Source organism: Alphaproteobacteria bacterium (assembly GCA_039980135.1).
Classification (GTDB): Bacteria; Pseudomonadota; Alphaproteobacteria; order UBA6615; family UBA6615; genus UBA8079.
In genome coordinates, this window is sequence record JBDXCV010000001.1 from 167,032 (window position 1) to 191,986 (window position 24,955).

General features: G+C 62.3%; 22 protein-coding genes. 10 read left to right on the top strand and 12 right to left on the bottom strand.

Annotation, left to right across the window (positions count from 1 at the left end; all coding sequences use genetic code 11):
* Positions 1-47 precede the first annotated feature (47 nt).
* The 6 genes from lepB to ABJ363_00850 all read left to right on the top strand — a co-directional run bounded on the left by lepB (position 48) and on the right by ABJ363_00850 (position 6,135).
* Positions 48-791, top strand: a complete 744-nt coding sequence (gene lepB, locus ABJ363_00825; GenBank protein MEP4377515.1) for a signal peptidase I — start codon at positions 48-50, stop codon at positions 789-791.
* Positions 791-1,459: a ribonuclease III gene (rnc, locus tag ABJ363_00830; protein ID MEP4377516.1), complete on the top strand. Its 669-nt coding sequence runs from the start codon at positions 791-793 to the stop codon at positions 1,457-1,459. The genes lepB and rnc overlap by 1 nt, the downstream gene beginning before the upstream one ends.
* Positions 1,449-2,378 (top strand): GTPase Era, encoded by a 930-nt coding sequence (gene era, locus ABJ363_00835; protein ID MEP4377517.1) that lies wholly within the window; start codon positions 1,449-1,451, stop codon positions 2,376-2,378. Before rnc ends, era begins: the two co-directional genes overlap by 11 nt.
* 20 nt (positions 2,379-2,398) lie before the next feature.
* On the top strand, positions 2,399-3,178 hold the full coding sequence (gene recO / locus ABJ363_00840; protein ID MEP4377518.1) for a DNA repair protein RecO: 780 nt from the start codon (positions 2,399-2,401) through the stop codon (positions 3,176-3,178).
* A gap of 53 nt (positions 3,179-3,231) precedes the next feature.
* On the top strand, positions 3,232-5,457 hold the full coding sequence (gene parC / locus ABJ363_00845) for a DNA topoisomerase IV subunit A (protein ID MEP4377519.1): 2,226 nt from the start codon (positions 3,232-3,234) through the stop codon (positions 5,455-5,457).
* Between the two features lie 87 nt (positions 5,458-5,544).
* Complete coding sequence (locus ABJ363_00850; protein MEP4377520.1) at positions 5,545-6,135, top strand: biotin transporter BioY; 591 nt, start codon at positions 5,545-5,547, stop codon at positions 6,133-6,135.
* Positions 6,136-6,218: 83 nt separating this feature from the next.
* Here ABJ363_00850 and ABJ363_00855 read toward each other — a convergent pair whose 3' ends face one another.
* The 9 genes from ABJ363_00855 to ABJ363_00895 form a co-directional block, all read right to left on the bottom strand.
* Positions 6,219-8,879 (bottom strand): SLC13 family permease, encoded by a 2,661-nt coding sequence (locus ABJ363_00855; protein MEP4377521.1) that lies wholly within the window; start codon positions 8,877-8,879, stop codon positions 6,219-6,221.
* Positions 8,880-8,897: 18 nt separating this feature from the next.
* Entirely contained in the window at positions 8,898-9,944 is a 1,047-nt protein-coding gene (locus ABJ363_00860; protein ID MEP4377522.1) for a TRAP transporter small permease subunit, read from the bottom strand.
* Between the two features lie 133 nt (positions 9,945-10,077).
* Positions 10,078-11,178 (bottom strand): TRAP transporter substrate-binding protein, encoded by a 1,101-nt coding sequence (locus ABJ363_00865; protein ID MEP4377523.1) that lies wholly within the window; start codon positions 11,176-11,178, stop codon positions 10,078-10,080.
* Positions 11,179-11,362: 184 nt separating this feature from the next.
* On the bottom strand, positions 11,363-12,106 hold the full coding sequence (locus ABJ363_00870) for an arginyltransferase (protein ID MEP4377524.1): 744 nt from the start codon (positions 12,104-12,106) through the stop codon (positions 11,363-11,365).
* A 91-nt stretch (positions 12,107-12,197) separates the two neighbouring features.
* Positions 12,198-13,340, bottom strand: coding sequence for a flagellar motor protein MotB (locus ABJ363_00875; protein ID MEP4377525.1), 1,143 nt, complete (start codon positions 13,338-13,340; stop codon positions 12,198-12,200).
* Between the two features lie 27 nt (positions 13,341-13,367).
* A complete protein-coding gene (gene motA, locus ABJ363_00880) occupies positions 13,368-14,225 on the bottom strand; it encodes a flagellar motor stator protein MotA (protein ID MEP4377526.1) in 858 nt (285 codons plus the stop codon).
* 83 nt (positions 14,226-14,308) lie between these two features.
* Entirely contained in the window at positions 14,309-15,535 is a 1,227-nt protein-coding gene (locus ABJ363_00885; GenBank protein MEP4377527.1) for a threonine ammonia-lyase, read from the bottom strand.
* Positions 15,532-17,916: a penicillin acylase family protein gene (locus ABJ363_00890; protein MEP4377528.1), complete on the bottom strand. Its 2,385-nt coding sequence runs from the start codon at positions 17,914-17,916 to the stop codon at positions 15,532-15,534. Before ABJ363_00890 ends, ABJ363_00885 begins: the two co-directional genes overlap by 4 nt.
* A 9-nt stretch (positions 17,917-17,925) precedes the next feature.
* A complete protein-coding gene (locus ABJ363_00895; protein ID MEP4377529.1) occupies positions 17,926-18,375 on the bottom strand; it encodes a GNAT family N-acetyltransferase in 450 nt (149 codons plus the stop codon).
* 94 nt (positions 18,376-18,469) lie between these two features.
* Here ABJ363_00895 and ABJ363_00900 point away from each other — a divergent pair, with 94 nt between their 5' ends.
* The gene (locus ABJ363_00900) at positions 18,470-19,309 is read left to right on the top strand and encodes an alpha/beta hydrolase (GenBank protein MEP4377530.1); all 840 of its coding nucleotides are present in this window, start codon (positions 18,470-18,472) and stop codon (positions 19,307-19,309) included.
* Positions 19,306-20,304, top strand: coding sequence for an alpha/beta fold hydrolase (locus ABJ363_00905; GenBank protein ID MEP4377531.1), 999 nt, complete (start codon positions 19,306-19,308; stop codon positions 20,302-20,304). The genes ABJ363_00900 and ABJ363_00905 overlap by 4 nt, the downstream gene beginning before the upstream one ends.
* Before the next feature lie 49 nt (positions 20,305-20,353).
* Here the strand turns inward: ABJ363_00905 and ABJ363_00910 are convergent, their stop codons facing one another.
* The 3 genes from ABJ363_00910 to hemB all read right to left on the bottom strand — a co-directional run bounded on the left by ABJ363_00910 (position 20,354) and on the right by hemB (position 22,835).
* Positions 20,354-21,013, bottom strand: a complete 660-nt coding sequence (locus ABJ363_00910) for a peroxiredoxin (GenBank protein ID MEP4377532.1) — start codon at positions 21,011-21,013, stop codon at positions 20,354-20,356.
* Positions 21,014-21,190: 177 nt separating this feature from the next.
* A complete protein-coding gene (locus ABJ363_00915; protein ID MEP4377533.1) occupies positions 21,191-21,829 on the bottom strand; it encodes a hypothetical protein in 639 nt (212 codons plus the stop codon).
* Complete coding sequence (gene hemB / locus ABJ363_00920; GenBank protein ID MEP4377534.1) at positions 21,819-22,835, bottom strand: porphobilinogen synthase; 1,017 nt, start codon at positions 22,833-22,835, stop codon at positions 21,819-21,821. Before hemB ends, ABJ363_00915 begins: the two co-directional genes overlap by 11 nt.
* A gap of 177 nt (positions 22,836-23,012) precedes the next feature.
* Between hemB and ABJ363_00925 the strand changes: the two genes are divergently transcribed.
* Together ABJ363_00925 and ABJ363_00930 are read left to right on the top strand one after the other, a co-directional pair.
* A complete protein-coding gene (locus ABJ363_00925) occupies positions 23,013-24,254 on the top strand; it encodes an LLM class flavin-dependent oxidoreductase (protein MEP4377535.1) in 1,242 nt (413 codons plus the stop codon).
* A 164-nt stretch (positions 24,255-24,418) separates the two neighbouring features.
* Positions 24,419-24,904, top strand: coding sequence for a MarR family transcriptional regulator (locus ABJ363_00930; GenBank protein MEP4377536.1), 486 nt, complete (start codon positions 24,419-24,421; stop codon positions 24,902-24,904).
* Positions 24,905-24,955: the final 51 nt, after the last annotated feature.

Sequence of the window (24,955 nt, forward strand, 5' to 3'; positions counted from 1 at the left end):
GTCATCGGACTTCAGCGCAATCGGATCACTAATCGAAACAGGCAGACATGGCGAAAGACCGCAGCAAGAAAACCGGCGGCACCATGGAAACGGTGCGGACGATCATCTACGCGTTGCTGATCGCGGGGGTGGTGCGCACGTTTCTGTTTCAGCCCTTCAACATTCCATCGGGGTCCATGATCCCGACCTTGTTGATCGGCGACTATCTGTTCGTGTCCAAATTCTCCTACGGCTATAGCCGCTATTCGCTTCCGTTTGGGCTCGGATTTTTCAATGGGCGGGTTTTTGGCGGCACGCCGGATCGCGGTGACGTGGCAGTGTTCCGCCACCCGCCGACCAACCGGGAGGACTTCATCAAGCGGATTGTCGGCATGCCCGGCGATCACATTCAGATGGCCGGCGGCCGGTTGAGCATCAACGGCAATGTGGTGCCTCGGCGGCGTATTGACGACCATATCTCGCGCGACGGCGGCGGCCAGGTGCGCCGGGTCCCGCAATATGAGGAGACCTTGCCGAACGGCCGTACATATATAATCCGCGAGGGCTTTGGCGATCGAGGGCCGGCGGACAACAGCCGCGAATTCGTGGTGCCAGCCGGCAACTATTTTGCCATGGGCGACAATCGCGACGACAGCAACGACAGCCGGGGTTGGGGTTTCGTTCCGGCGGAAAATCTAATCGGGCGGGCGGAAATACTATTCTTCTCGACCGACGGTACCGCGGGCTGGCTGGAGCCGTGGCGCTGGATCCAGGCGACGCGCTTCAATCGCATTTTCGATTCCGTGGACTGATGGCCGACGCGTCCGATCTTGGTGCACTCGAGCGTGCGCTCGGCCATGTTTTCACAAACCGCACCCTCCTTGAGCGCGCGCTGACCCACGCCAGCCGCGATTCAGTCCATTCCTATGAGCGCCTCGAGTTTCTCGGAGACCGGGTACTCGGGCTGGTGGTTGCTCGGATGCTGCTCGACCGGTTCCCCGATGAGAAGGAAGGTGAGATCGGCCGACGGTTCGCCGCATTGGTAAATGCCGGATCTCTGGCGCAGGTCGGCGCAGAGCTCGGCCTCGCGCCCTATATTCTGGCGGGTCCGGGCGTGACGAACGAAGCCATCGTCGCCGATGTGGTCGAGGCGTTGATCGCGGCGCTGTACCGGGACGGCGGACTTGCCGTCGCGGAGACGTTTATCCGCGGTATTTGGGCGCCGATGATGGAGACCGTGTCGCGGCCACCACGCGACCCCAAGACGGCCTTGCAGGAATGGGCCCAGGCGGGCGGGCGAGGTTTGCCTAGCTATCATGATGTGGGCCGCGACGGTCCGGATCACGCGCCGTTGTTCAAGGTCGAGGTCAGAATCGAGGGGGTCAAGCCGGTTCAGGCGACGGGGCCGAGTAAACGCGCGGCCGAACGCGAAGGCGCGGCTATAATGCTCCGGATGCTCGGAATTGATCATGATGACTGACGCGCCGAATGTCTCATCGGGTGAAGGCGGGACCCGTTGCGGATTTGTGTCCGTCCTCGGCGCGCCGAATGCCGGCAAGTCGACATTGGTCAACCGGCTGGTCGGCGCCAAGGTAACGATTGTCAGCCCGAAGGTGCAGACCACGCGGATGCGTGTGCGTGGCATCGCCATCAAGGACCGGACCCAGATTATCTATACCGATACGCCGGGTATCTTCGCCCCGAAGCGCCGTCTCGATCGCGCGATGGTGGACGCAGCGTGGGGCGGGGCGTCCGACGCGGATGTGATTGCGGTGCTGGTGGACGCCAAACGGGGAATCGATCGCGACGTGGAACGGATTATCGAGGGTCTCGAGATGCATTCGAGCCCCACGGTGCTGGTTCTCAACAAAGTGGATGGGCTCAAGCGCGAGGTCCTGCTGACCCTCTCCGAGACCCTGAACGGCATGGCGCGGTTCGATTCGACGTTCATGATATCGGCCCTGAACGGCAACGGCGTGGACGATCTGGAGACGCATTTCCTTGGCCTGATGATGCCGGGACCCTGGCTGTTCCCCGAGGACGAGATATCCGACCTGCCGCAGCGCCTGTTTGCGGCCGAGGTGACCCGCGAGAAGGCGTATTTCGTGCTGCACCAGGAAATTCCCTATTCCCTCTCGGTCGAAACCGAGAGTTGGGAAGAGTTCGACAACGGCAGCGTGCGCATCGAACAGAATCTGACCGTCTCGCGGGAGTCGCAGAAGGGTATTGTCCTCGGCAAGGGGGGGCAGATGATCAAGCGCATCCGGGCCGACGCCCAGGCGGAACTGGCGGAGATCCTCGAACGGCCGGTGCATTTGTTCGTGCGGGTGCGGGTGCGCGAGAAATGGGCCGAGGATCCGAGCCATTTCCGCGATTGGGGCCTGCGCTATGATGCTTAATCACCCGAATCTGCGGCACCATGGACTGGCGTGACGAGGGGTTTGTGCTGGCCGCCCGGCCCCATGGCGAAGGGGCGGCGGTCGTTCAGATTCTGACACGCGAGCACGGGCGACACGCCGGTCTGGTGCATGGCGGGGCGTCGCGGAGCAAGCGCGCGACGGTCGAGCCGGGCAACCTAGTGGATGCCGTCTGGCGCGCGCGCCTGACCGAACATCTGGGCCGGTTCACGATCGAGCCGTCCCGGCACACGGCCGCCCAGATCATGGATGATCCGGCACGGCTCGCAGCCCTGTCGGCGGCCTGCGCGGTGACGGAGACGGTGATACCCGAGCGTGAGCCCCACCCGGGTCTTTTCGACGCGACGGCAGCATTGTTCGACGCGCTCACCGATGGCGATGAGGAAATTTGGCCCGCCGTATATATCCAGTGGGAAATGGGCTTGCTGGGTGAACTCGGGTTCGGACTCGACCTGCAAGCCTGCGCGGCCACGGGCGTGACCGCCGATCTTGTGTATGTCAGCCCCCGGACGGGCAGGGCCGTATCACGCGAGGCCGGCGCGCCCTACGCCGACCGTATGCTGACGTTGCCGTTGTTCCTTCAGCCGGACGGGCGGGGTCGGGGCGCGACGGCGGCCGATTTTACCGCGGGCTTGCGCCTGACAGGCCACTTCCTGGCCCGGCATGCGTTTGATCCGCTGGACAGGCCTTTGCCGCCCGCGCGTACGCGCCTCGAATCCCTGGTCAGCCGGCGTTCGGGCTTGGCCGAAGAGGATGGCGAGAAAGATGCGCCGGATTCTTGAGGTGACTCATGCGCACACCCTAAAAGGGCATGTTGTGTAACGGAGCTTTGAGAATGACGGTAATCGGCGGTGAAATTCGTCAGGAGGCGTTCAAGGACGCGCTGAGCGAGCGCTATCTGAGCTATGCGCTCTCGACGATCATGGCGCGGTCCCTGCCGGATGTGCGCGACGGGCTGAAGCCGGTGCACCGGCGCTTGCTGCATGCGATGCGTCAACTGCGTCTCGACCCCGATCAGGGTTACAAGAAATGCGCGCGCGTCGTCGGCGACGTGATGGGCAAGTATCACCCCCATGGCGACCAGGCGATCTACGATGCGATGGTGCGGCTGGCCCAGGAATTTGCGGTTCGCTATCCGCTGGTGGACGGGCAGGGGAACTTCGGCAATATCGATGGCGATAACGCCGCGGCGATGCGCTACACCGAAGCGCGGATGACCGCGGTCGCGCAGGCCTTGCTCGACGGAATCGACGAGGACGCGGTCGATTTTCGCGATACCTATGACGGCGAAGGCGATGAGCCGGTCGTCCTGCCGTCGAATTTTCCGAATTTGCTCGCCAATGGCGCGACGGGCATCGCGGTGGGCATGGCGACCAGCATTCCGCCTCATAATGTGGGTGAAATCTGCAACGCGTTGGCGCATCTGCTGAAAACCCCGAATGCGACGATCGCCAAGCTGGTGTCGCTGATGCCGGGGCCGGATTTCCCGACCGGCGGTGTGCTCGTCGAGGATCGCGAGACCGTGATCGAAGCCTACGCCAGTGGTCGGGGCAGTTTCCGCATTCGCGCGCGCTGGGAGGAAGAATCTCTGGGGCGCGGCCAGTATCAGGTCGTCGTCACCGAAATTCCCTATCAGGTTCAGAAATCGCGGCTGGTCGAACGCATCGCGGAGTTGATGCATGCGCGCAAGCTCCCGCTGCTTGGTGATATCCGCGAAGAATCGGCCGACGATATCCGTCTGGTTCTGGAGCCCAAGAGCCGCAACGTTACGGCAGAAATGCTCATGGAGAGCCTGTTCCGCAACACGGACATGGAGTCCCGTATCGGGTTGAACATGAACGTGCTGGATGCCGAGACCGTACCGCGGGTGATGGATCTGCGCGAAGTGCTCCAGGCCTATCTGGACCATCGCCACGACGTTCTGGTGCGCCGGACGAAATACCGTTTGGAGAAGATTGCGGACCGTCTGGACGTTTTGAAAGGCTACATGGTCGTCTTCCTCAACCTCGACGAGGTGATCGCGGTGATCCGCGAGGAGGACGATCCGCGCGCGGTCATGAAGAAGCGCTGGGAATTGAACGATGCCCAGGTCGATGCGATCCTGAACATGCGCCTGCGCTCGTTGCGGCGGCTCGAGGAAATCGCCATCCGCGAAGAGATCGAGGGGCTCGAAGGCGAGCAGAAAACCCTGAAGGCCCTGCTTCGCGACAAGGCCAAGCGGACAAAGCGTCTCGCAGACGAGATCGCCGACCTCAAGAAGGCCTTCGGCCCCAAGACGGACCTGGGCCGCCGGCGCACCGAAATCGCCGATGCGCCCGAACCCGTTGCCGTGCCGGTCGAGGCGATGATCGAACGCGAGCCGGTGACCATCGTGTGCTCCGAAAAGGGCTGGGTACGCACAATCAAGGGACAGGGGATCGACCCCAAGGAGCTCAAGTTCAAGGAAGGTGATCGCGGCAAGTTCGTCATCCCGGCCGAGACAACCGACAAGTTACTGGTGTTCGCAACGAACGGGCGCTTCTACACCGTGGCGGTGGACAAGCTGCCGGGCGGGCGCGGGCATGGCGAGCCGCTGCGCCTGATGTTCGATCTCGGCAATGATGCGGAAATCGTGACCCTCAAGGTGCACAAACCCGGCGATAAAATGGTCGTCGCGTCGAGCGACGGGCGCGGGTTCGTCGTGCCCGAGGACGAGGTTGTCGCCCAGACCAGGAGCGGCAAGCAGGTTCTCAACGTGAAGGGTGATGTGGAGGCGGTGGCCTGTGCGCGGGCTGATGGCGACCATATCGCGGTGCTCGGCAAGAAACGGAAGATGGTCGTCTTCCCGTTGTCGGAACTCCCCGAGATGTCGCGTGGCCGCGGGGTGAAATTGCAGAGCTACGGAACGGGCGACAGCCTGGCGGATGTTGCGACGTTCGTGATGTCGGATGGCCTCACCACGCGGACGGGTGACCGGCATCGGACATTCCCGAAGGATGAACTCAAGGATTGGATCGGCAAGCGTGCCCAGGCGGGACGCAAGGTGCCGCGCGGTTTCCCGACGGCGCCGCGTTTTTCATAGGGGTCGCCGGTGCCCGGGATTATTGGCAGCGGTCCGGGAAGCTGATAACAGTCAGAAAAGTGACTACACGCGAACTGGAGAGAATTCATGCAGGTATCAGCAGGTACAGCGCCCACGTTGATCGATACGATTTGGCCGCGGCAATCGGGTGGTTTGCTCCGCATGGCGCTTCTGGCGGTCGCAGGCAGCATCCTGATGGCGCTGTCGGCCAAGACCCAGGTCCCGATGTGGCCGGTCCCGATGACGATGCAGACATTTGCGGTGCTGGTGATCGGAATGTCGTTTGGCTTTCGTCTCGCCGGCGTAACCCTGCTTCTGTATCTCGCCGAAGGTGCCGTGGGGTTGCCGGTTTTCGCCAGCGGCGGCGGTCTCGCCTATTTCGCCGGTCCGACGACCGGCTATCTGGTCGGATTCCTCGTCGCCGCGATGCTGGTTGGATGGCTGGGCGAAAAAGGCTGGGATCGCAGTGTTCCGCTGACCTTCGTGGCGATGTTCGTGGGGACAATCGTTATCTTTGCACTGGGCGTGACCTGGCTTGCAGTCTTCCTGAATAATTTTCAGGCGGCACTCGCAAACGGATTCAGCCCGTTCATCATCGGCGCGTTCGTGAAGATCGCGCTTGCGGCGGCGGTTCTGCCTCTGGTCTGGAAGTTTGCGATCCGCAAACGCGGTGTCTAGGCCGTTCGACAGCCTCTGAATCAAACGGCCGCCAGCCTCATGACGAGGCGGCGGCCGTTTCGCTTTGATCGGCGGGTTGCGTCCTAGAAGTTCAGGGAGATATCCCTGTGCACGGCTAGGCAGCTTGCGATGTTGCCGGTAATCTCGTCCGGCAGCCGGTCCTGCAGTCGAAGCCCGATGGATGTCCGGATCGCCGCGTTGTAGGTCGCCAGTTCGCCCGACAGGACCGCGTCCGCACGCGTGCGCCATTCCACCTCGGCGGCATGGGCCGCGATCGCTTTCGCGACCTCCGCGTTCGCCGTATCACGGTTCAGGCGGCGCGGTGAGAGTGCGCGGCGAGCTTTGGACAGCGGGCTGCGTATGTCGTTGACCTGGGCGAGACCGGACAGGCTGTTGCTGGAGAATGCGCGGATGGCCGCAGAAGCTTCTTCCGGGCTGGCCGTTGCGACCACCCCCTGCAGCGCAGTAAGCTGGTCGCCGATGGCGGCCAGGGCTTCAGTGTCGGCCAGAATCTCACGAATGTCGTGGACCGGCCCATAAGCCTCGTCGACCGTGCGACGGTAGGCGAGACGGGCCTTGCGCTCGGCACCTGTCAGATCGACGAACTGCTTGCGGATGTCCTTCCATTCGACGGGAATCCGCGATCGGAGTTCCGCTTGATGGGCGAGTAATTCCTCGATTTCGTGCTCGGCATCGAGAGCGCCCTCCGTGTCTTCGTCACGCTTGAGCTGGAATATCTCGTTGCGAATTTCGTCGATTTCCCCGTCGACTTTTCGAGCATCGGATTCGAGACGGCGGACCTGACGATGGAACGGCTCGTAGTCCGGGATGAATGCGACCACGCTGGCCGCCGCGGTGCGCACATCGTCAACCCGCGCGAATACGTTGTCAGCCTTGTCCAGGCTGGCGCGCAGCGCATTGGCATGAGATTCGGGCAGAACCGACAGGTTCAATTGGTGGGCGTTGTTGATGGCAGCCTGAATCTGGTTACCGTTCGCGTCATAGAAACTGAACAGATGTTCTTCGATACAGGCCTGCAGACGGGGGTTTTGTGGCGGCGGTGCCGTATCGGCCGAGAGGAACGACTTGTTGGGCAGGAAGTTTACCAGGCCCGGGAAGAAGCCGACGATGGCGAGGCCGACCAGCTGCAAGCCGATGAAGACCGTCACACCCTTGTACATGTCGGTGGTTTTGACTTCCGGCGGGGCGACGCCGCGCAGATAGAACAGGGCGAAGCCAAAGGGAGGCGTCAGGAACGACGTCTGCATGTTGACGCCGATCATCACGCCCAGCCAGACGGCCGAGATGTTGGCCGACGGATCGGCCAGCAGGATCGGTGCGATGATCGGAACCACCACGACCGCGATCTCGATGAAGTCGAGGAAGAAGCCGAGAACGAAGATCACGGCCATAACCACGACGAACTGCGTCCAGAAGCCGCCCGGCAGACCGCCCAGGAACTCTCTGACCAGCTCTTCGCCGCCGAAGGCACGGAAGGCGGCCGTCAGCATTGCCGCGCCGAGCAGGATGATGAAGACCATGGACGTTGTCTTTGCCGTCTCCACCATCACCCCGCGCAGGGTGTCGTCGATCTTGAGGGTGCGCCAGGCGCTCCAGATGACGGCGACAAGTAGCGCCACCACGGCGATTGCGGCGAGGGTCACCCCGAGCGCGTCCGTGCCGTCGTCGATGGATTTCACGTTCAGATCGAACTGGTTGCCCAGAATGAGGACCGCGGCGATGGAGACAATCGCCAGGATGGCGGGGTAGAAGGCGCCGCGTTGGCCGTCCTTGAGCCGGTAGCCGGCCATGATCATGGCGCCGACGGCGCCGATGGCACCGGCCTGATTGACGGTGGCGATACCCATGATGATCGAGCCGAGGACCGCGAGGATCAGGGTCAGCGGCGGCACCAGCGCCAGCAGGACCCGGCCGGCGAAGCGGATGTCGTAACGGCCCTCATAGGGGACGGGCGGTGCCGAGCCTTTCTTCAGGAAGGCGAACACCAGGATATACAGGGCGTAGAGACCGACGAGAACCATCCCCGGCAGCAGGGCGCCGAGGAACATGTCGCCGGCGCTGGTCGAGGTGATGTCGAACTCGCTCGGCATCGTGATCTCGCCGGTGCCGAACTTGTACTCCAGCTTGCGCGCGGTACTGGCCTGATCGGTTGCGTTCGAGAGCTGGTCGGCCAGGATGATAAGGACGATCGATGGCGGGATGATCTGGCCGAGCGTGCCCGACGCGGCGATCGTACCCGTCGCGAGTGGCTTTGAGTAATTATTGCGCAGCATCGCGGGCAGGGAAATGAGACCCATGGCGACGACCGTCGCGCCGACGATGCCCGTGGTAGCGGCGAGCAGCGCGCCGACAAAGACCACCGAGATGCCGAGACCGCCGGGCACGGGGCCGAACAGCTGCGCCATCGTGACCAGAAGATCTTCGGCGATCTTCGAGCGCTGCAGCATGATGCCCATGAACACGAAGAGCGGCACCGCGATCAGCGTGTCGCGTTCGACTTCCCAATAGACCCCTCTGAAGTTGGTCACCCCCGCGGTAAGCCACTGGATGGGGCCATCCTGGGCGAAGTAGGCGCCCGTATCCCCGGCGAATATCACGCCGGTGAGGGCGGCGAGGCCGATCGTCAGGATCGCCGCCCCCGGCAGGGCGAACGCGACGGGGAAGCCCATGCCCAGGGCACCCGCCATGATCAGGACCAGCAAAGCTACGAAGAAGAGTTCCATCAGTGCTGATCCCGCGGGTTAGGCGTCGTTGAGGCCGGCAGGCCGTTTCGGGCGACCGGGCTCTTCGCGCAACTCGGCGGCGTTGGCGAGGAAGTAGTTCATGAACTGGACCAGCATGGACAATGCGAACACCGCCAGGAATCCCGCCATGAGGTATTTGACGAACATGCCGAACCCGGCCTGCGTAACCTCGAAAGCGAGGATCGGGCTGTTGATAACCGCCGCCTTGGACCACATGCCCAGCGAGATGATCACCCAGCAAAGCGGGGCACCGAGAAACAGGCAACCGAGTACATTCGTCCATGCCTTGCCGCGCGGCCCGAAACCTGCATAGAGAACATCCACCCGCACATGGCCTTCTTCGACCAGCGCATAGGCACTGGCAAACAGGAACAGGCCCGCATACCAGAAGCGTACGAGATCGCCCATGAACGCCTGTTCATAGGAAAATACGAAGCGGGCAATAACGATCTGGAGTTCGGCGACCACGACCAGCAGCGCCAGCCAGGTGAAGCCGAGGGTGCGAACAAAATAGGCGATGATGCAGGCGATGCCAATCAACGGCATGTGCACATAGGTGCCCCGGACGCGGGAAATGCCCAGTTGCTTTTCCAGGTCGGCCCCGACGAAAGCGCTGAGAAAGCCCTCGACGCGCAAGAAGGAAATGACGGCGTCGCCGATGCCGACGATGAGCACGGCCCAGAATGCGGCGCGCACGATGTAGGCGGCGATCGCACCAAGCCGGGCGGCTTCCTCGTGCAGGAGGCGTTGCGGTGTCGAGACCACAAAGCCGATTACGGCAAGGACGATCACCAGATAACTCGCCAGCTGAATCCAGGCGAGTGTTGCCGCGCCGCCGGACAGCGGATTGCGCAGTGTGTCGAAACCGAACCAGCCCATATGGGCGAACAGGTTCGAGACGCCGGGCCAGTCCTGCCAGAAGGTGAGGTAGTTGTTGAGGACGTACAGGAAGGCGAGTCCCACCACCGACAAGGCGAACGAACGCAAAGCGACCGGCGCTAAGCCCGTATCTGCGGGGGGGGAGGCTGCCGTTGTATCCGTCATGGATTTCGCCGGTCTCGCTGTCCTGAAATGCCCGGTTGCCCGCCGGGACGGCGGGTGGCGGGCTTAAAAGACAAACGAAACATGGAGGGCGGAGCCCGAAGGCCCCGCCCCATGTTTCGTGCGGTCTTCGCGCCTACAGGCCGAGAACGCGGTTACGCTGCTGAACATAGGCCTGGTCCGAAATATTGGTCCAGGCGCCGATGTCAGAGCGAGCCTGCAGGAAGCTTTCGTAGATACGCTTGGACAGATCGCTATGGGCCTGCACTTCATCGAAGACCTCTTCGGCGGCTTCGCCGAAGCTGTCATAGGTATCGTCCGAGAACTGACGAAGCTGGACGCCCTGATTCGCGATCAGGTCCTTCAGCGCCGCACCTGACTTGGCGTTGTACTCTGACATCATCCAGTCATTCTCGGAGGCCGCAGCCGCCTCGATGATGGCCTGATCCGACTTGGACAGCTTGCCCCAGAATGAGGCGTTCAGCCCGAGGGCGAGCATCGAGCCCGGCTCGTGCATGCCCGGATAGTAGTAGAACTTGGCAGCTTCGTAGAACTTCATGAAGCCATCGTTCCACGGGCCCACCCACTCGGTGGCGTCGATCGCGCCCGAAACCAGGTTTTCGTAAATCTGACCACCCGGGAGAGAGACCGGCGAGGCACCCAGCTTGGCCATGACGTCGCCGCCGAGGCCCGGGATACGCATCTTCAGACCCTTGAGGTCGTCGGCGGAGTTGATTTCCTTGCGGAACCAGCCGCCCATCTGGACGCCGGTGTTACCCGCCATCAAGCCTTTGAGGCCGAACTCGCCCGCGAGCTCATCCCAGAGTTCCTGGCCACCGCCAAAGCGGATCCAGCCATTCATCTCGGTGTAGGTCAGGCCGAACGGGACGGCGGTGAAGAACGCCCAGCCCGGATGCTTGCCTTTCCAGTAATAGTCGGCGGCGTGATAGCCCTGCGCATTGCCCGAAGCGACTTCGTCGAAGCTATCGAACGCGCCGACGCGCTCACCGGCGGAGAAGTACTGCATCTGAATGCGGCCTTCACTCATGGTCGCGATACGCTCGGCGAGGCGCTGTGCGCCGGTGCCAAGGCCCGGGAAATCGCGTGGCCAGGTCGAGACCATTGCGAACTCGATCCGGTCCTGTGCGATGGCTGGTTTCGGAAAGGCCGAAGCAGCTGCTGCTGCGCCGGTGACGCCGGCGACACCGGCGGCTTTGATAAATTTACGTCGTTCCATGGATTGCTCCCTGAGGTGCGTGTTCGTGTTTTTCGCCCCAGCCTGATTTTCGCACTTATTGTTTGGGCGGGTGCTGTGCAGCATCTTGCGACCGCGGATCGATCACAATCTGCAGAAACGACTTTATGTCAGTGGGTTGGGGCGCGCAACGGCGCACACGCCATACAAAAGTATGACGGTCGGCTCAGCGCGGTGGTTCGCTGCTCGGAAGCTGCGCGTCGCTCCAGCCTTTCGGGCTCAGATGTTCGATTGGCTGAAATCGGCTCTTGTACGTCATCTTGGCGCAGCCCTCGATCCAGTAACCCAGATACACATAGAGACGTTTTCGGGCGGCCGCTTCGCGGACAAGCTGCAGAATGCTGAACGTGCCGAGGCTCCGACGGTCCTCGGACGGCTCGAAATAGCTGTATACCGCTGAAAGGCCGGTCGAGAGGACGTCGGTGAGACACGCTCCCAGGAGCGCGCCGGAAGCGTCCCGGATCGACATCAACTCGGTTTCCACGACGGAATCCTCGACCATGGCGCGAAAGTCGGAGAATGACATCGCGGCCATCTCACCGCCGCTGTGCCGGTCGCGCTGGTAGCGAAAGAAGAGATCGTAATGTTCGTCGGTGGCGCGTGCGGCGCCGGTCGTGACGACAAGGTCCGAATTCCTGTTCCAAACCCGTTGCTGGGAACGGCTAGGCACAAACGCTTCAACGGGAACCCGGATCGGGACGCAACCGTTGCAACCCGGGCAAGCGGGTCGATAGACGATGTGGTGCGAACGTCGAAAGCCGGCAAGTGCGAGCTGATCGTGCAGATCCTGGGCCTGCGCGCCGCGCAATTCGGTAAACAGGTTCCGTTCGACGCGGCCATCCAGATACGGACAGGGCATCGGACCCGTCCGATAGAATACAAGCGGGGGTTTCGGTGCTTGGCTGGTCATGCACTGGTCCGGGCGGATGATCGCGAATCGTTCTGAATTCTAACGATGTCGAACGTGTCGCGCAAAGCCAGGCCTCTGGTGGGTGTCGGGCCTAGCCTGAATTCTGGTGGTTGTCGATTTCCGTCTTCCGGGCCGGTTCGATGACGGCGGGACCGTTACTGTCGTTGGCGCCGAAATCATTGGTGCCAGGCGCGGCAGGCGAAGGTGCCGCCGGCAAACTGTCGATGCCGAGTGTTTTCTCGTCGAGTTCGAGGGGCACCTCATTCTCGCGCAGAAGCACGATGCTGATGCGCCGATTCTGTTCGCTCTCCGGCTCGCTCGGCAAGAGCGGATCGGTGTCGGCGCGGCCCTGAACGAGCGCGATGCGTTCGGAACCGAGACCGGACTCGATCAGCAACCGGCGCGCGGCGTTCGCGCGGTCGGAGCTGAGCTCCCAGTTCGTGTATCCCTCGGCGGAACGATAGCCGCGCGAGTCCGTGTGGCCGCTGATCGAGATCTTGTTCGACAGCTGATTGACGACCCGCGAGACGAGTTGAACGAGTTTGCGTGTCTCTGCGTTTGGCTGCGAACTGCCAAGCGCGAACATGGAATAGCCGGCCTGATCGACGAGTTGGATACGCAGGCCCTCGGGGGTTTGCTCGATCAACAGGCTGTCTTCCAGCTGGGCAAGTTCGGGAACGCTTTCAATGGCCTGACGTAATGCATCGGCCGCGGCTTCGAACTGGGCCTGTTCACGTTTGGCCATCGCTTGCTGGATGGCACTTTCGTCGATCGTTCCGTCGTCCGGCTTGTCGGTTTCGCCGTTCTCGGCGAACTGGGTCGATCCGTTCTCCGGAAATTCGGTTTCTCCACCGTCGCCGGCCGTATCGAGGTCGCCTTCGACGCCGCCCTCACCGTCGCCTGACGGCAGCGGCGGGAGGGGCACGCTCGCGCCTTCGGTCGGGCCGCCGGCAGAAACCTTGTTCCCGTCAATCGCGATCGTCGTGCCACCCAGGATACTTCCCGAGCCGCTGCCGGGTGAGGCGATGGATTCGGGTGAGAAATAGTCGGCGATCCCCGATCGCTGTTCTTCGGTCGTCGCGTTCAGGAGCCAGAGCAGCAGGAAGAACGCCATCATCGCGGTCACGAAGTCGGCATACGCAACTTTCCATGCACCACCATGATGGCCGTGCCCATGTCCCTTCACCTTCTTGATGATGATGGGTTGCTGGTTGGGGTTGCCTGCGTCAGCCATGTCCGCGCTCGTCCTGCCGGCGCCGGACTAGGCGGGCGTGTTCTCGGTCGCTTCCTCGAGTTCGGCGAATGTCGGACGGACGCTGCTGAGCAGGGTCTTGCGTGCGAATTCGACCGAAACTGCCGGGGCGTTGCCCGCGACATGGGCGAGGATACCGGCCTTCAGGCAGGTCAGGTACTTGCTGTTGGCCTCCTGGACCATCTTGATGGCACTGGCCAGCGGGCCGACGAAACCATAGGCGAGGAGAATACCGAGGAAGGTGCCGACGAGGGCGCCGCCGATCAGCTTGCCGAGAATTTCGGGCGGCTCGGTGATCGAGCCCATTGTCTTGATGATACCCAGCACGGCCGCGACGATGCCCAGCGCGGGGAAGCCGTCGCTGAGAAGCTGCATGGCGGTGGCGGTCTGTTCGTCTTCCATATGATGGACGTCGAGTTCCTCATCCATCAAGGCCTCGAGTTCGTGCGGGTTTTCCGTTCCCAGCGTCACCAGGCGCAGATAGTCGCAGAAGAACTCAACGGCATGGTGGTCGCCGCTGAAATTGGGGAAGTTCGAAAACAGTTCGCTGTCGTGGGGGTTTTCGATGTGTTGTTCGAGTGCGAGGTTGCCCTTGGCTTTCGCCAGTTTGAAGGTGGCGTACATCATCGAAAGGAGTTCGAGATAATCTTCCTTTGAGTTCGCCGGGCCCTTGAGCGCGGTCTTGAAACCCTTGCCGGTTTTTTTCAGAACATGCTTGGGGTTCGAGGTGATGTAGGCACCCACGCCGGCACCGCCAATGATCACCAGTTCGAAAGGTTGATAAAGTACGCCCAGCTTGCCGCCCATCGCGACATAGCCGCCGAGCACGCAACCGAGAACCATTACCCATCCGACAATTACAAGCATCGCATCACACGCCCATTGGAAGCGGGGAAATCCGCGAGGCCTAGATTGGCGAAGATAGGTTAAGAAGCGGTTTAGGCGCCGCTTTACGGGTTGCGCGCGCCCGCGACATCGCTCAACAGGTGAGTCTGAAGACCCGCGGCCTCGAGCTTTTCAACGATTTCCTTGGCGTGCGCCGCATTTCTTGTCTCGATCACGATGTCGATATAGGTCTCTTTTACCGGCACGTCGAAAAACATGCGTTGGTGTGTAATTTCGACGATGTTGCCGCCGACATCGCCGATCAACTGGCTCACCTGTGCAAGATTCCCGGGCGCGTCGGAAATCTGAACCCGCAGCCGCACCATCTGGCCACCGCGCACGAGCCCGCGAAGCAGGACGGCGGCATACAGGCGCATGTCGATATTGCCGCCGCTGACCATCAGGCCGACCCGGCGGCCCTCAAACCGGGGCCGGTCATCCATGACGGCCGCGAGCGGAACGGCACCCGCCCCCTCGACAATGACTCCGCCGGTATCCGCCATCAGTTCGACCGCGGCCTCGATCTCGGGTTCGCCGACCGTCACGATATCATCGACCAGTTTTTCGACGATGGGCAGGGTCAGTGCGCCCGGGGTTTTGACCGCGATGCCTTCGGCGAGAGTGGCGCCGGTGCCTTCGATTTCCTCGCCGGCGAGCGCGGCCTTCATGGATGCGTAGAGCGCGGCCTCGACGCCGATAATCTCGACGTCCGGCATGCGCGCCTTGAGCGCGATGGCGCAGCCGGCGATCAACCCGCCGCCGCCGACCGGAATCAGGACCACGTCGAGATCGGGTGCGTCGTCGGCCATCTCGAGCGCGGCGGTGCCCTGGCCCGCGATGATCAGTTCGTCGTCATAGGGCGGCACGAAGGTCAGGTTTTCTGTGGCCGCGAGATCCCGCGTATAGGCGAGCGCCGCGGTGAAGCTGTCACCCTGCAGAATAACATGTGCACCATAGCGTTCGGTGCGGGAGATCTTGGCGAAGGGCGTCTCGCGCGGCATGACGATGGTCGCGAAGATGCCCATTTGCGCCGCGAAATACGCCACGCCTTGGGCGTGATTGCCGGCCGAGCAGGCGATAACGCCGTTCACGGTGGCCGGATCAATTGCGCCCAGCCGGTAGCGCGCGCCACGCGCCTTGAACGATCCGGTGAGTTGCAGGCTCTCAAGCTTGAGGTGGATGTCGCAACCGGCCTCGCGTGAAAGGCCGGGCGCATGGACTGTCGGCGTGCGGATGATATCCCCGCGGATTGTCGTAGCCGCAGTGTTGATGTCGGCGATAGTTACGGTCATGGCGTCAATGTAAGCTCGGATGTGGCGGTGCGCCGGATTTCATCCGGCGTGCCATTTAACACGATGTAGTTGCCGTCGCGCCATTCGTCGGCGAGGTCTCCGTAATGTGGCGAGGTGACCTGGCCGGACTGACCGGGCGCGATCATGAAACGTCCGCTGTCGGGTGCGGCCATGTCGAACATGGCGCGCAGGCCCGGGCCGTGTATGTGGGGATAACGTGCGTTTCTCACATCCCGGTAGGTGCCCCGGTTGATCGTATGATCGCCACCGCCGGTTTCAATTGCGGGCGAGATGAGACGTGCCAGCGGTCCCGCGAAACGCAGCAACGGATGCGGGAAAATTGCCTCATGCGCGTCTCCCCAGCGCCAAGCTGCGGTATTCTTGCCATGGTTTTTGCGGAGTTGAGCCAGGGCGTCGTCGAGGGCCGCGCCGACGATCTGTCCGCAGGTCTCCGTCGCGTTCGTTCGCCTGTTGTCACACCAGGTTAAGTTTTCCGTGAGCATGCGCGCCATCACACGCGGCCGCACACCGCGATAACGTCCGGCGAACGGACCGAGTTCGTCGTCCATCAGATGGTGGCGGAGCGCATGCGACCAGGTGGCGTAGATCAGGGGCTCCGCCCGGTCCGCGTCCATCGACCCGTCCCAGGCCGCCATCATCACGGGTATGTCCTGGCTGCGGATGCCGGTCGGCAGCGCGTTCAGCATCGCGGTGGTGAGGTCGCGCGCGCCGAGGGAGAGCACATCATTCTGGATCGCCGCAAAACTTTCCAAGGAATGGTGTTCGCGCTCGGCGATCAGGCTTTCGATCCGCCGGGCCCGGAACCCGTCCGGCCAGTCGTTGCTGATCGTGTGAGGGTAGCTGCGGGGTGCGACCCGGTTGTTGGCATTGATGATCACGCCGTCGGGCGGGTTCTGGCGCTGTGGAAGCGCATCGAAGGGCACGAAGCCGGCCCAGTCATGCGCGCCGGTCCAGCCGGGGAACGGCCGCATGCCAGGCCCGCCGGGACGTATCGGCAGGCGGCCCGCGGCGACGACCCCGAAGCTGCCGTCGCGATGGGCGTAGACCACATTCTGCATGGGTGCGTGGAAATCACGCAGCGCGGCGCGAAACGCGTCAACCGTTTTCGCTGTGTTGATGCCATGAACCGCTTCGGCCGTCCGGTCATCTTCGCCCAGCGCAGCGAAGGCGAGCGCGATCACGGTCCCGGGGGCGGCGGCCCGCGCGGCATCGTCTGAAATGTCTGACAGGACAGGACCATGGCGCGTCGTGCGAACCACGAGCCGTTCGGGCGTGCCACGTCCGCGCACGCGGATGGTCTCCCCGCGCAGAATGAACGGCCGGCTCCCATCGGGCGTCAGGTAGCGACCGGGGTCCTGGGGGTCGATGCGCTCGATGAACAGGTCTTGCGTATCCGCGTGGGTGGTGGTCAGTCCCCAGGACAGATCGTTATTGCGCCCGATCATGAAGAAGGGTTGACCCGGCAGCGCGCCGCCGGATGCGGTGAAGTCCGGTGTCACGATCCGGGCGAGATGCCACATGCCCGGTGCGCCAAAGCCAAGATGGGGATCATTCGCGAGCAACGGCTTGCCGGACGCCGAGCGATTGCCGGACACGACCCATTCGTTCGACGCGCTGGCGGCCGGAAACAAGTTGGGGATCGCACCGGCCACAGAGGCGTAACCGTTCAAAGGCTCCGCCGCCCGAGACAGTGTGGTCGGTGCGTCGTCCGGCTGGTCCGGCCACAGGTCGTTGATCTGGTCAGGAGACAGCACATGGTGCAGGTCCGCGCGGAGCAGTTCGGTGCGGAAGTCACCGGACAAGAGCAGCGACATCAGCCGTACCCATGCCGCGCTGTCGGCCGCACGCCACGACTCGAACGGCAACCCGAGGACGATCATCTCGGGCGGGCGTTTGGTCCCCGGGGCGTTCATCCAGCCGTTCACCCCCTCGGCATAGGCTTCGATCACGGCCGTTGCTTCGGGCGAGAGTTGTTCGACGGAGGCTTCCGCGAGGCGGTAAATGCCGAGGGTCCGCATGAACCTGTCGGTACGCAGACCAGGTGTCCCGATGACCTCGGCAAGGCGGCCGGCCGCTGTGCGGCGCATGAACTCCATCTGGAAGAACCGGTCCTGGGCGTGGACGAACCCGAGGGCCCGATAAGCATCAAGCGGGGTATCGGCAAAGATGTGCGGCACCGCATGAGCATCGCGGATCACCGAGACGGGTCCATCTAGACCTGTCAGTGTGATCTCTCCGCTCGTGTCGGTCTGCGCCGTCGCGAAGATGACCAGCACCACGACCACCGCCAGAACCGCAATACCGACAGGGACGGCCAGCAATATCGCCAGACCGGAAATGGTGCCGCAGATCAGACGCATCGGCGTGGCCTAGAGGTCGACCTGATAGGTCTTCCAGGGCGTGGCATGTGCGACCCGGTCGTAGAAGCCGCGGCCACGGTAATTGTCCTCGGCCGTGAACCAGCGCAGCCATGACCAGCCGCGGGTACGGCCGATCTCCGCGATGGCATTGATCAGCGCGTCCGCCGCACCGCTCCCGCGCGACGCTTCCGCGACAAACAGATCGTCGAGAAAGCCGGCCTCGGTGCCGGACAGGGGCCGCGCGAGGCTTCTGAAATGTGCCAGGCCGATGGGGACGCCATCGGCATCGCGGGCCAGCAGGCATTCGGTTTGATGGTCGGGATCGTTGATCCAGCCCCAGACGCGCTCGATGATGTCGGGGTCATCCGGCATCTCGTAAAATCGGCGATACCCGACAAACATCTCGGCCCAGGCCGCTTTGTCTTCCGCTGTCGGTGGGGCAATTTGAATGGACGCCATATCTGCTCTCGCCGGCCTATTGGTGGTTGGTGACACGGGCGACCCTGGGCTAGGTTCGCGCGCCATTTCAACACGACGTTAGAGGCATGATGTGATGCGGTCACGGTCTTTCCGGGGATTAAGCCAATCTGGCTTTCATCGCCTGCACTACACCGAGTGGGGAGAACCGGACGCACCGGTTGTTCTTTGTGTGCATGGGTTGACCCAGACGGCACGCTCGTTTGACAGGCTGGCCGAAACAATGGCGGGGGACCGGCGCGTGATCTGTCTGGACGTGGTCGGACGAGGCAGAAGCGGCTGGCTTGCCGACCCGTCGGGCTATGACTTCCCGCAATATCTCGCGGACGTGAATGCATTGGTGGCGCGACTGGGGGCGGACAGCATCGATTTTGTCGGCACCTCGATGGGCGGGATCATGGGCATGTTGCTCGCCGCGATGGCCGACACGCCGATCGACAAGCTGGTCGTCAACGATGTGGGTCCCTTCATTCCGAAAGCCGCGCTGGAGTGGATACGTGACTATGTCGGGACCGACCCCGAATTCCCCGACCTGGCAGCCCTGGAGGCCTATCTCCGCCAGATTTGGGCGCCGTTCGGGGCGCTGGACGACGCGGAGTGGACGCATCTCGCCGATACCTCTGCCCGCAGGGCCGACAACGGCTCGTATTCGCTCGCCTATGACCCGGCAATCGCGGTGCCGATGAAGGCGAACCCGGCCACGGACGTAAACTTGTGGCCCGTGTGGGACGCGATTGCCTGCGACACGCTCGTGGTGCGCGGCGCCGAGTCATTGCTGCTTCCGGCCGAAACGGCCCGGGAGATGACCAAACGCGGACCCTGCGCGGCGCTCGTCGAAATACCAGATGTGGGTCATGCGCCAACATTTTCGCGGCCCGGGGAGATCGAACCGGTCGCGGACTTTCTTCGCCGATGACGCCGCCGCCTGACCCGTTGTCCGGCTGGCCGCCATTTCGCGCGCGGGCGCCGTGGTTCGGCGGCGATCTTCAGACTTTGCGCAACACCATCATGCGGGATCGGGCGGACCTCGATCCCTGGCCTGGAGAGCGCCTCTACTTCAAAGCAGACAACGGCGACCGCCTGAACGGTGTTCTGCACCCCGCACCGGATAAGCCAAAAACCCTTGTGACCCTGATCCACGGCCTCACAGGCTGCGAGGACAGCGCCTATGTGCGCGCGAGTGCGCGTTTTCTATTGGAGGCAGGCAATACGGTTTTACGCCTGAACCTGCGTGGTGCATTGCCGTCACGCCAGGATTGCCGCCAGATGTATCACGCCGGGCGCAGCGAAGATCTGGCGCTGGTGTTCGACGAGTTGGCGAACATGGGTTACGGCGCGGCGCAGCTGTTCGCGGTCGGATACTCGCTTGGCGGTAACATCCTGCTCAAATACCTGGCGGAGGCGGGCGAGGATTCGCGGGTGTCCCGCGCGGTCACCATTTCGACTCCGCTCGACCTTTCGAGGGTTTCACGCCGTCTGGAGGCGCCGCGAAACCGCCTCTATCACCGCTGGCTGCTCGACCGTATGAAGCTGGATTGGCGTGGCGGGCCGCTGGACCTGAACACCGCGCAGATGGACGCGCTGGATCGGGCCGACTCGATCCGCAATTTCGACGATGGCGTGGTCGCGTCGAGCAATGGCTACGCGGATGCCGAGGACTACTATGCGCGTTGCGCGGCCGGCCCGCGCCTGGGCGAAGTCACTATCCCGACCTTGCTGGTACACGCGGAAGACGACCCGTGGATACCGGCGGATATTTACCGCCGATACGCGCCGTCGATGCCGCCTGAAATGGCGCTCGCGTTGACGCCGGGCGGTGGCCATGTGGGATTTCATGGCAAGACCGGCCGCTGGCACGATCACGCGATACGCCGGTTTTTCGATGGGAATGTGCGCGCCCTTGATACATGAAAAAGGGGCGCCCCGACCGGGAGCGCCCCTGAATCAAAACCGCAAATAGTTACTTCGGTTGCGGGACGATCCGAAGATACGGCCGCGGCGCGTTCCAGCCGTCCGGGTAGGCGGCTTTGGCGTCTTCATCGGACACGGCGGGCAGGATGATGACGTCTTCGCCGTCCTTCCAGTTCACCGGCGTTGCCACCTTGTGGTTGGCCGTGAGCTGCAGTGAATCGATGACGCGCAGGATCTCGTCGAAGTTGCGACCGGTGCTCATCGGGTAGGAGATCACCAGTTTGACCTGCTTGTCGGGGCCGACAATGTAGACGTTGCGGACGGTCGCGTTCGTGGCAGCGGTGCGGCCTTCGGAGGTACCGTCTTCGTTTGCCGGGAGCATGCCGTAGAGCTTGGCGACCGTGAGCTCGCTGTCGCCGATCAGCGGGTAGGTCACCTTGACGCCCTGGGTCTCCTCGATATCGCCGACCCACTTCTCATGGTCGTCGACCGGGTCCACGCTCAGGCCGATGATCTTGACGTTACGCTTGTCAAATTCGGGCTTGAGCTTCGCCATATAGCCGAGCTCGGTCGTGCAGACCGGGGTGAAATCCTTGGGGTGGGAAAACAGCACGCCCCAGCTATCGCCCAGCCATTCGTGAAAATTGATTGTCCCTTCTGTCGTCTGTGCCTCGAAGTCGGGCGCGGTGTTACCGATCTGTACCGTCATGTTCGTCTCTCCTCTTATTTTGTCCCCAACGACGGCCGGACGCCGACAGCCGCGGCGCAATGTTGCGCCTTCGTCATGACAACCTGACGTTTAGTTAGATCGCGAGGCCGCTAATGACAAGGCGGCGCCGTAAAATGTGTAATTACACAAAATATCGCGTGAATTAATCTCTCGGACCTACCCGATCTTCTCCGGCGATTCCTGGTCCGGCGTGTCCGCGCCTTCGCTTTCCGGTTCGTGAACCGATTGCCAGTGCGCGATGTGGTCCTGGATCGATGCGAGGATATCGTTGACCGGCGTGTCGAGGCCGTACTGCTGCATGATCGGCTCCTGGATCGCGAATTCGGCGCGCACGAACTGGAGCCATGAGAGGGGGATTGGCGCAGTGGGGCGGACTTTCGGCAGTTCGGCGAACTTGAACAGGAGATAGGGTTTGCGTCGCGTACGGGTGATCGAGGCGATGATACCGCGACGAACCTGGCTCGAATGGGCGATAAACTCGATGTTTTCCCAGGGAATAGTCCCCACGAGCCATTCGCGGAAATACACGCCATTTTCATCGATCAGTACCTGGGGGTTGCGATCGCGCATACGAAGCGCGGTGACGCCGGCCCAGATCAATGCCGCGGCGATCAAGACTCCCGCAAAGCGCCAGGAATCTTCAACCGGTCCCTGCGCCACGTATGGGATTATCAGGCACATGAGGGCGAGGGTCAGGATTGCGAGCAAACGCCAGAACTGGACCTGTTGGCTGTAGCGGGCAATCAGCGGAGGCGGTGCCTCTGTCGAGACCTGTATGTCTTCGTCAGTCGCCATTGAGAAGCCGTGCGGCATCGAGGGCGAAATAGGTCAGCACACCGCTGCAGCCCGCCCGCTTGAATGCCATCAGGGTTTCCATCATCACGCGCTCATAATCCAGCGCGCCGTTATCGGCGGCGAACCGCAGCATGGCGTACTCGCCGCTCACATTGTAGGCGAATGTCGGGATCCCAAACTGCGACTTCACCCGCTGGATGATGTCGAGATAGGCGAGGCCGGGCTTCACCATGATCATGTCGGCGCCTTCGTCGATATCGAGGGCGACTTCACGAAGTGCCTCGTCGCTGTTGGCGGGGTCCATCTGGTATGTGTCCTTGGTCTCGCCCTTCAGGAACCCGGCGCTGTCGATGGCATCGCGGAACGGGCCGTAGAATCCCGATGAGAATTTCGCGGCGTAGGACATCAGAAGCACCCGGTCATAGCCATTCGAATCGAGTGCCTCGCGCAGGGCGCCGATCCGTCCGTCCATCATGTCCGACGGTGAGATGATGTCGCAGCCGGCCTCGACCTGGACCAGCGCCTGGCGGCACAACGCCTCGATGGTTTCGTCGTTGACCACATGGCCGTCACGCACGATCCCGTCATGTCCGTCGGAGTTGAAGGGATCGAGTGCGACGTCACACATGACGCCGACATCCGGATGCGCATCCTTGATTGCCCGGATTGCCCGACACATCAGGTTGTCGGGGTTCCAGGCTTCGGCGCCGTCCGGCGTTTTGAGTTCTGCGGGTGTCGCGGGAAACAGCGCCACGGAGGGAATGCCCAGGGACTTGGCCTCGCCGACCGCGGCCGACAGGCGGTCTGGCGAATAGCGGACGACGCCCGGCATGGTCGGGATTTCTTCTGTCCGGTCGTTGCCGCCGCAAACGAAGATCGGCCAGATGAAGTCATCCGGCGAAAGCAAATTCTCGCGCACCATGCGGCGCGACCAGTCCCAGCGTCGATTGCGACGCATGCGTGTCTGCGGAAAGGCACCAACCGGTGTCGAGGGGCCGCGGGCCATGACCGCTCCTGAGAATTGCCTGAAAGGGCCGGAAACATAGCCGCAACGCGCCGCGGGTCCAAGCCCTGTGCACTTTCCACCCCGGGCGTTCTGCGCATATAGTTTTCTACAGGGATTCAGGTGTTTTTGCGGGAGTGAAGCGCCCGGGCGGGCGAAACCAGATTTGGGGGGTAGGACATGGCCAGGCCTAAAGTCATTGTGAACATGTATCCGGTATTGCCGGCCGCAGATGAAGCGGACCGGGCGGCGAAGCGCCCCATCGGACGAAATTCCGAGATTTACAACAATGTGCTGCACGAGATGGTCGACATCGTCAAAGCGGCGGACGACCTCGGCGTTTGGGGTGTGAGCACCATCGAACATCATCTCCATTCAGAAGGTTATGAATTGGCACCAAGTCCGGGGATCGTGAATGCCATGTGGTCCCAGCACGTAAAGAATGCCCGTGTCGGGACCATCGGTTATGTCGCGGCGACGCGCGACCCGATCCGCATGGCCGAGGAAATGTCGGTCATGGACCACGTGACCCGGGGCAAGTATTTTGCCGGATTTGCGCGGGGTTACCAGGCCCGCTGGGCGCATATTCTGGGGCAGTATGTCGACGCTCAGGCGACGGCGTCGGACGGTAGCGCGGTAGATGAAAAAAACCGCGAGCTCTTCGAGGAGCGGGTGCTGCAGGTCGTCGATTGCTGGGAGAACGAGACGGTCGCGTTCGACGGCAAATATTACAAGGCGCCCTATCCCTACGACACAGGGGTGGAAAATTTCCCCGCGGCATCTGTCGCGCAACGCATGGGGGCGCCAGGCGAAATAGATGCGGATGGCACGACCGTCCGGCGTGTTTCGGTCGTCCCCAAACCCTATCAGGATCCCCATCCGCCGGTGTTCGTCGCGGTAAGTTCCAGCCCGGACTCGATCCGTTTCTGTTCGCGAAACGGTTTTTCGCCGGTGTATTTCACGCCGACCGATCATCTGGTCGAACTCGCCAATGTCTATGTGGACGAGGGCAAGAAGACGGGGCGTGATCTGCAGTTCGGCGCCAACCAAACGATCGTGCGCTGGCCGCATTTCTCACGCGACAAGGCGCATTTCCGCGAGCAGCTCGCGGCCTATGACGCTGAATTCTACAAGAATATTTACGGTTCTTTCTTCCCGTTCCTGGTGGACGGCGTCGACAGCGATGCGGCGATGGTGGATCGGATGGTCGATACCGGGATTTTCATCGGCGGGACGGTCGAAGACACGATCGCCGAGTGGAAGCACACCTATGAGCGCATCCCGTCGGAGTATATTTGCCTCATCTGGCATTATGCGATGTGTCCGAAGGAGACGGTGATCGAGGAGCTTGAAATCTTTATGGAGAAGGTGCTGCCGGAGCTCGATATACCCGAATTCGATGTGGTTCAGGCTGCCGAGTAGATCACCTTCAGGCGGTATCCCGTACGCCAGCTAAGCCCGATGCGTGTGTGGTTTTGCCGTTTGACGCCGGGATTCCAATCCGCGTTCGGTTTAAGCCCTCCTTAACCTGTTTCTGCGATCCTGAATGCTCGAATTAACGCTCGGGACACGGGAGACGCAGGAAAATGAAACAGACCTATCTAGCGACGATCGTCCTGCTCGAACGGATGCATCGCCAGTTTCTCGAGGTGATCAAGTCCGAGCTCGAAGGTCACGATATCCGCGACATCAACAACGTACAGGCACTGATCCTGTATAATATCGGCGGCGACGAGATGACCGTCGGAGAGCTGACCCTGCGCGGCTACTATCTCGGCTCGAACGTTTCCTACAACGTCAAGAAGATGACCGAACACGGTTATCTTCACCAGGAACGCTCCTCCCATGATCGGCGCTCCGTCCGTGTGAAGCTGACGGAGAAGGGCCTTGAACTCAGCCGCGTCCTCGAACAGATGTTCGAGCGTCATGTGGAAGCGGTGGCGGATTCGATCGACGAAGACAAACTCGGTGCGGCGAACGAAAGCCTGCGCGATGTGGAGCGGTTCTGGCTCCAGCAGCTGGGATTTGGCCCACGCGTTGCTGAATTCTCCCGGGTCGAGACAGCGGCCTAGACACCCGAGACGACCCCGTTAACGAAAAAGGGCGGCTGCATTCGCAGCCGC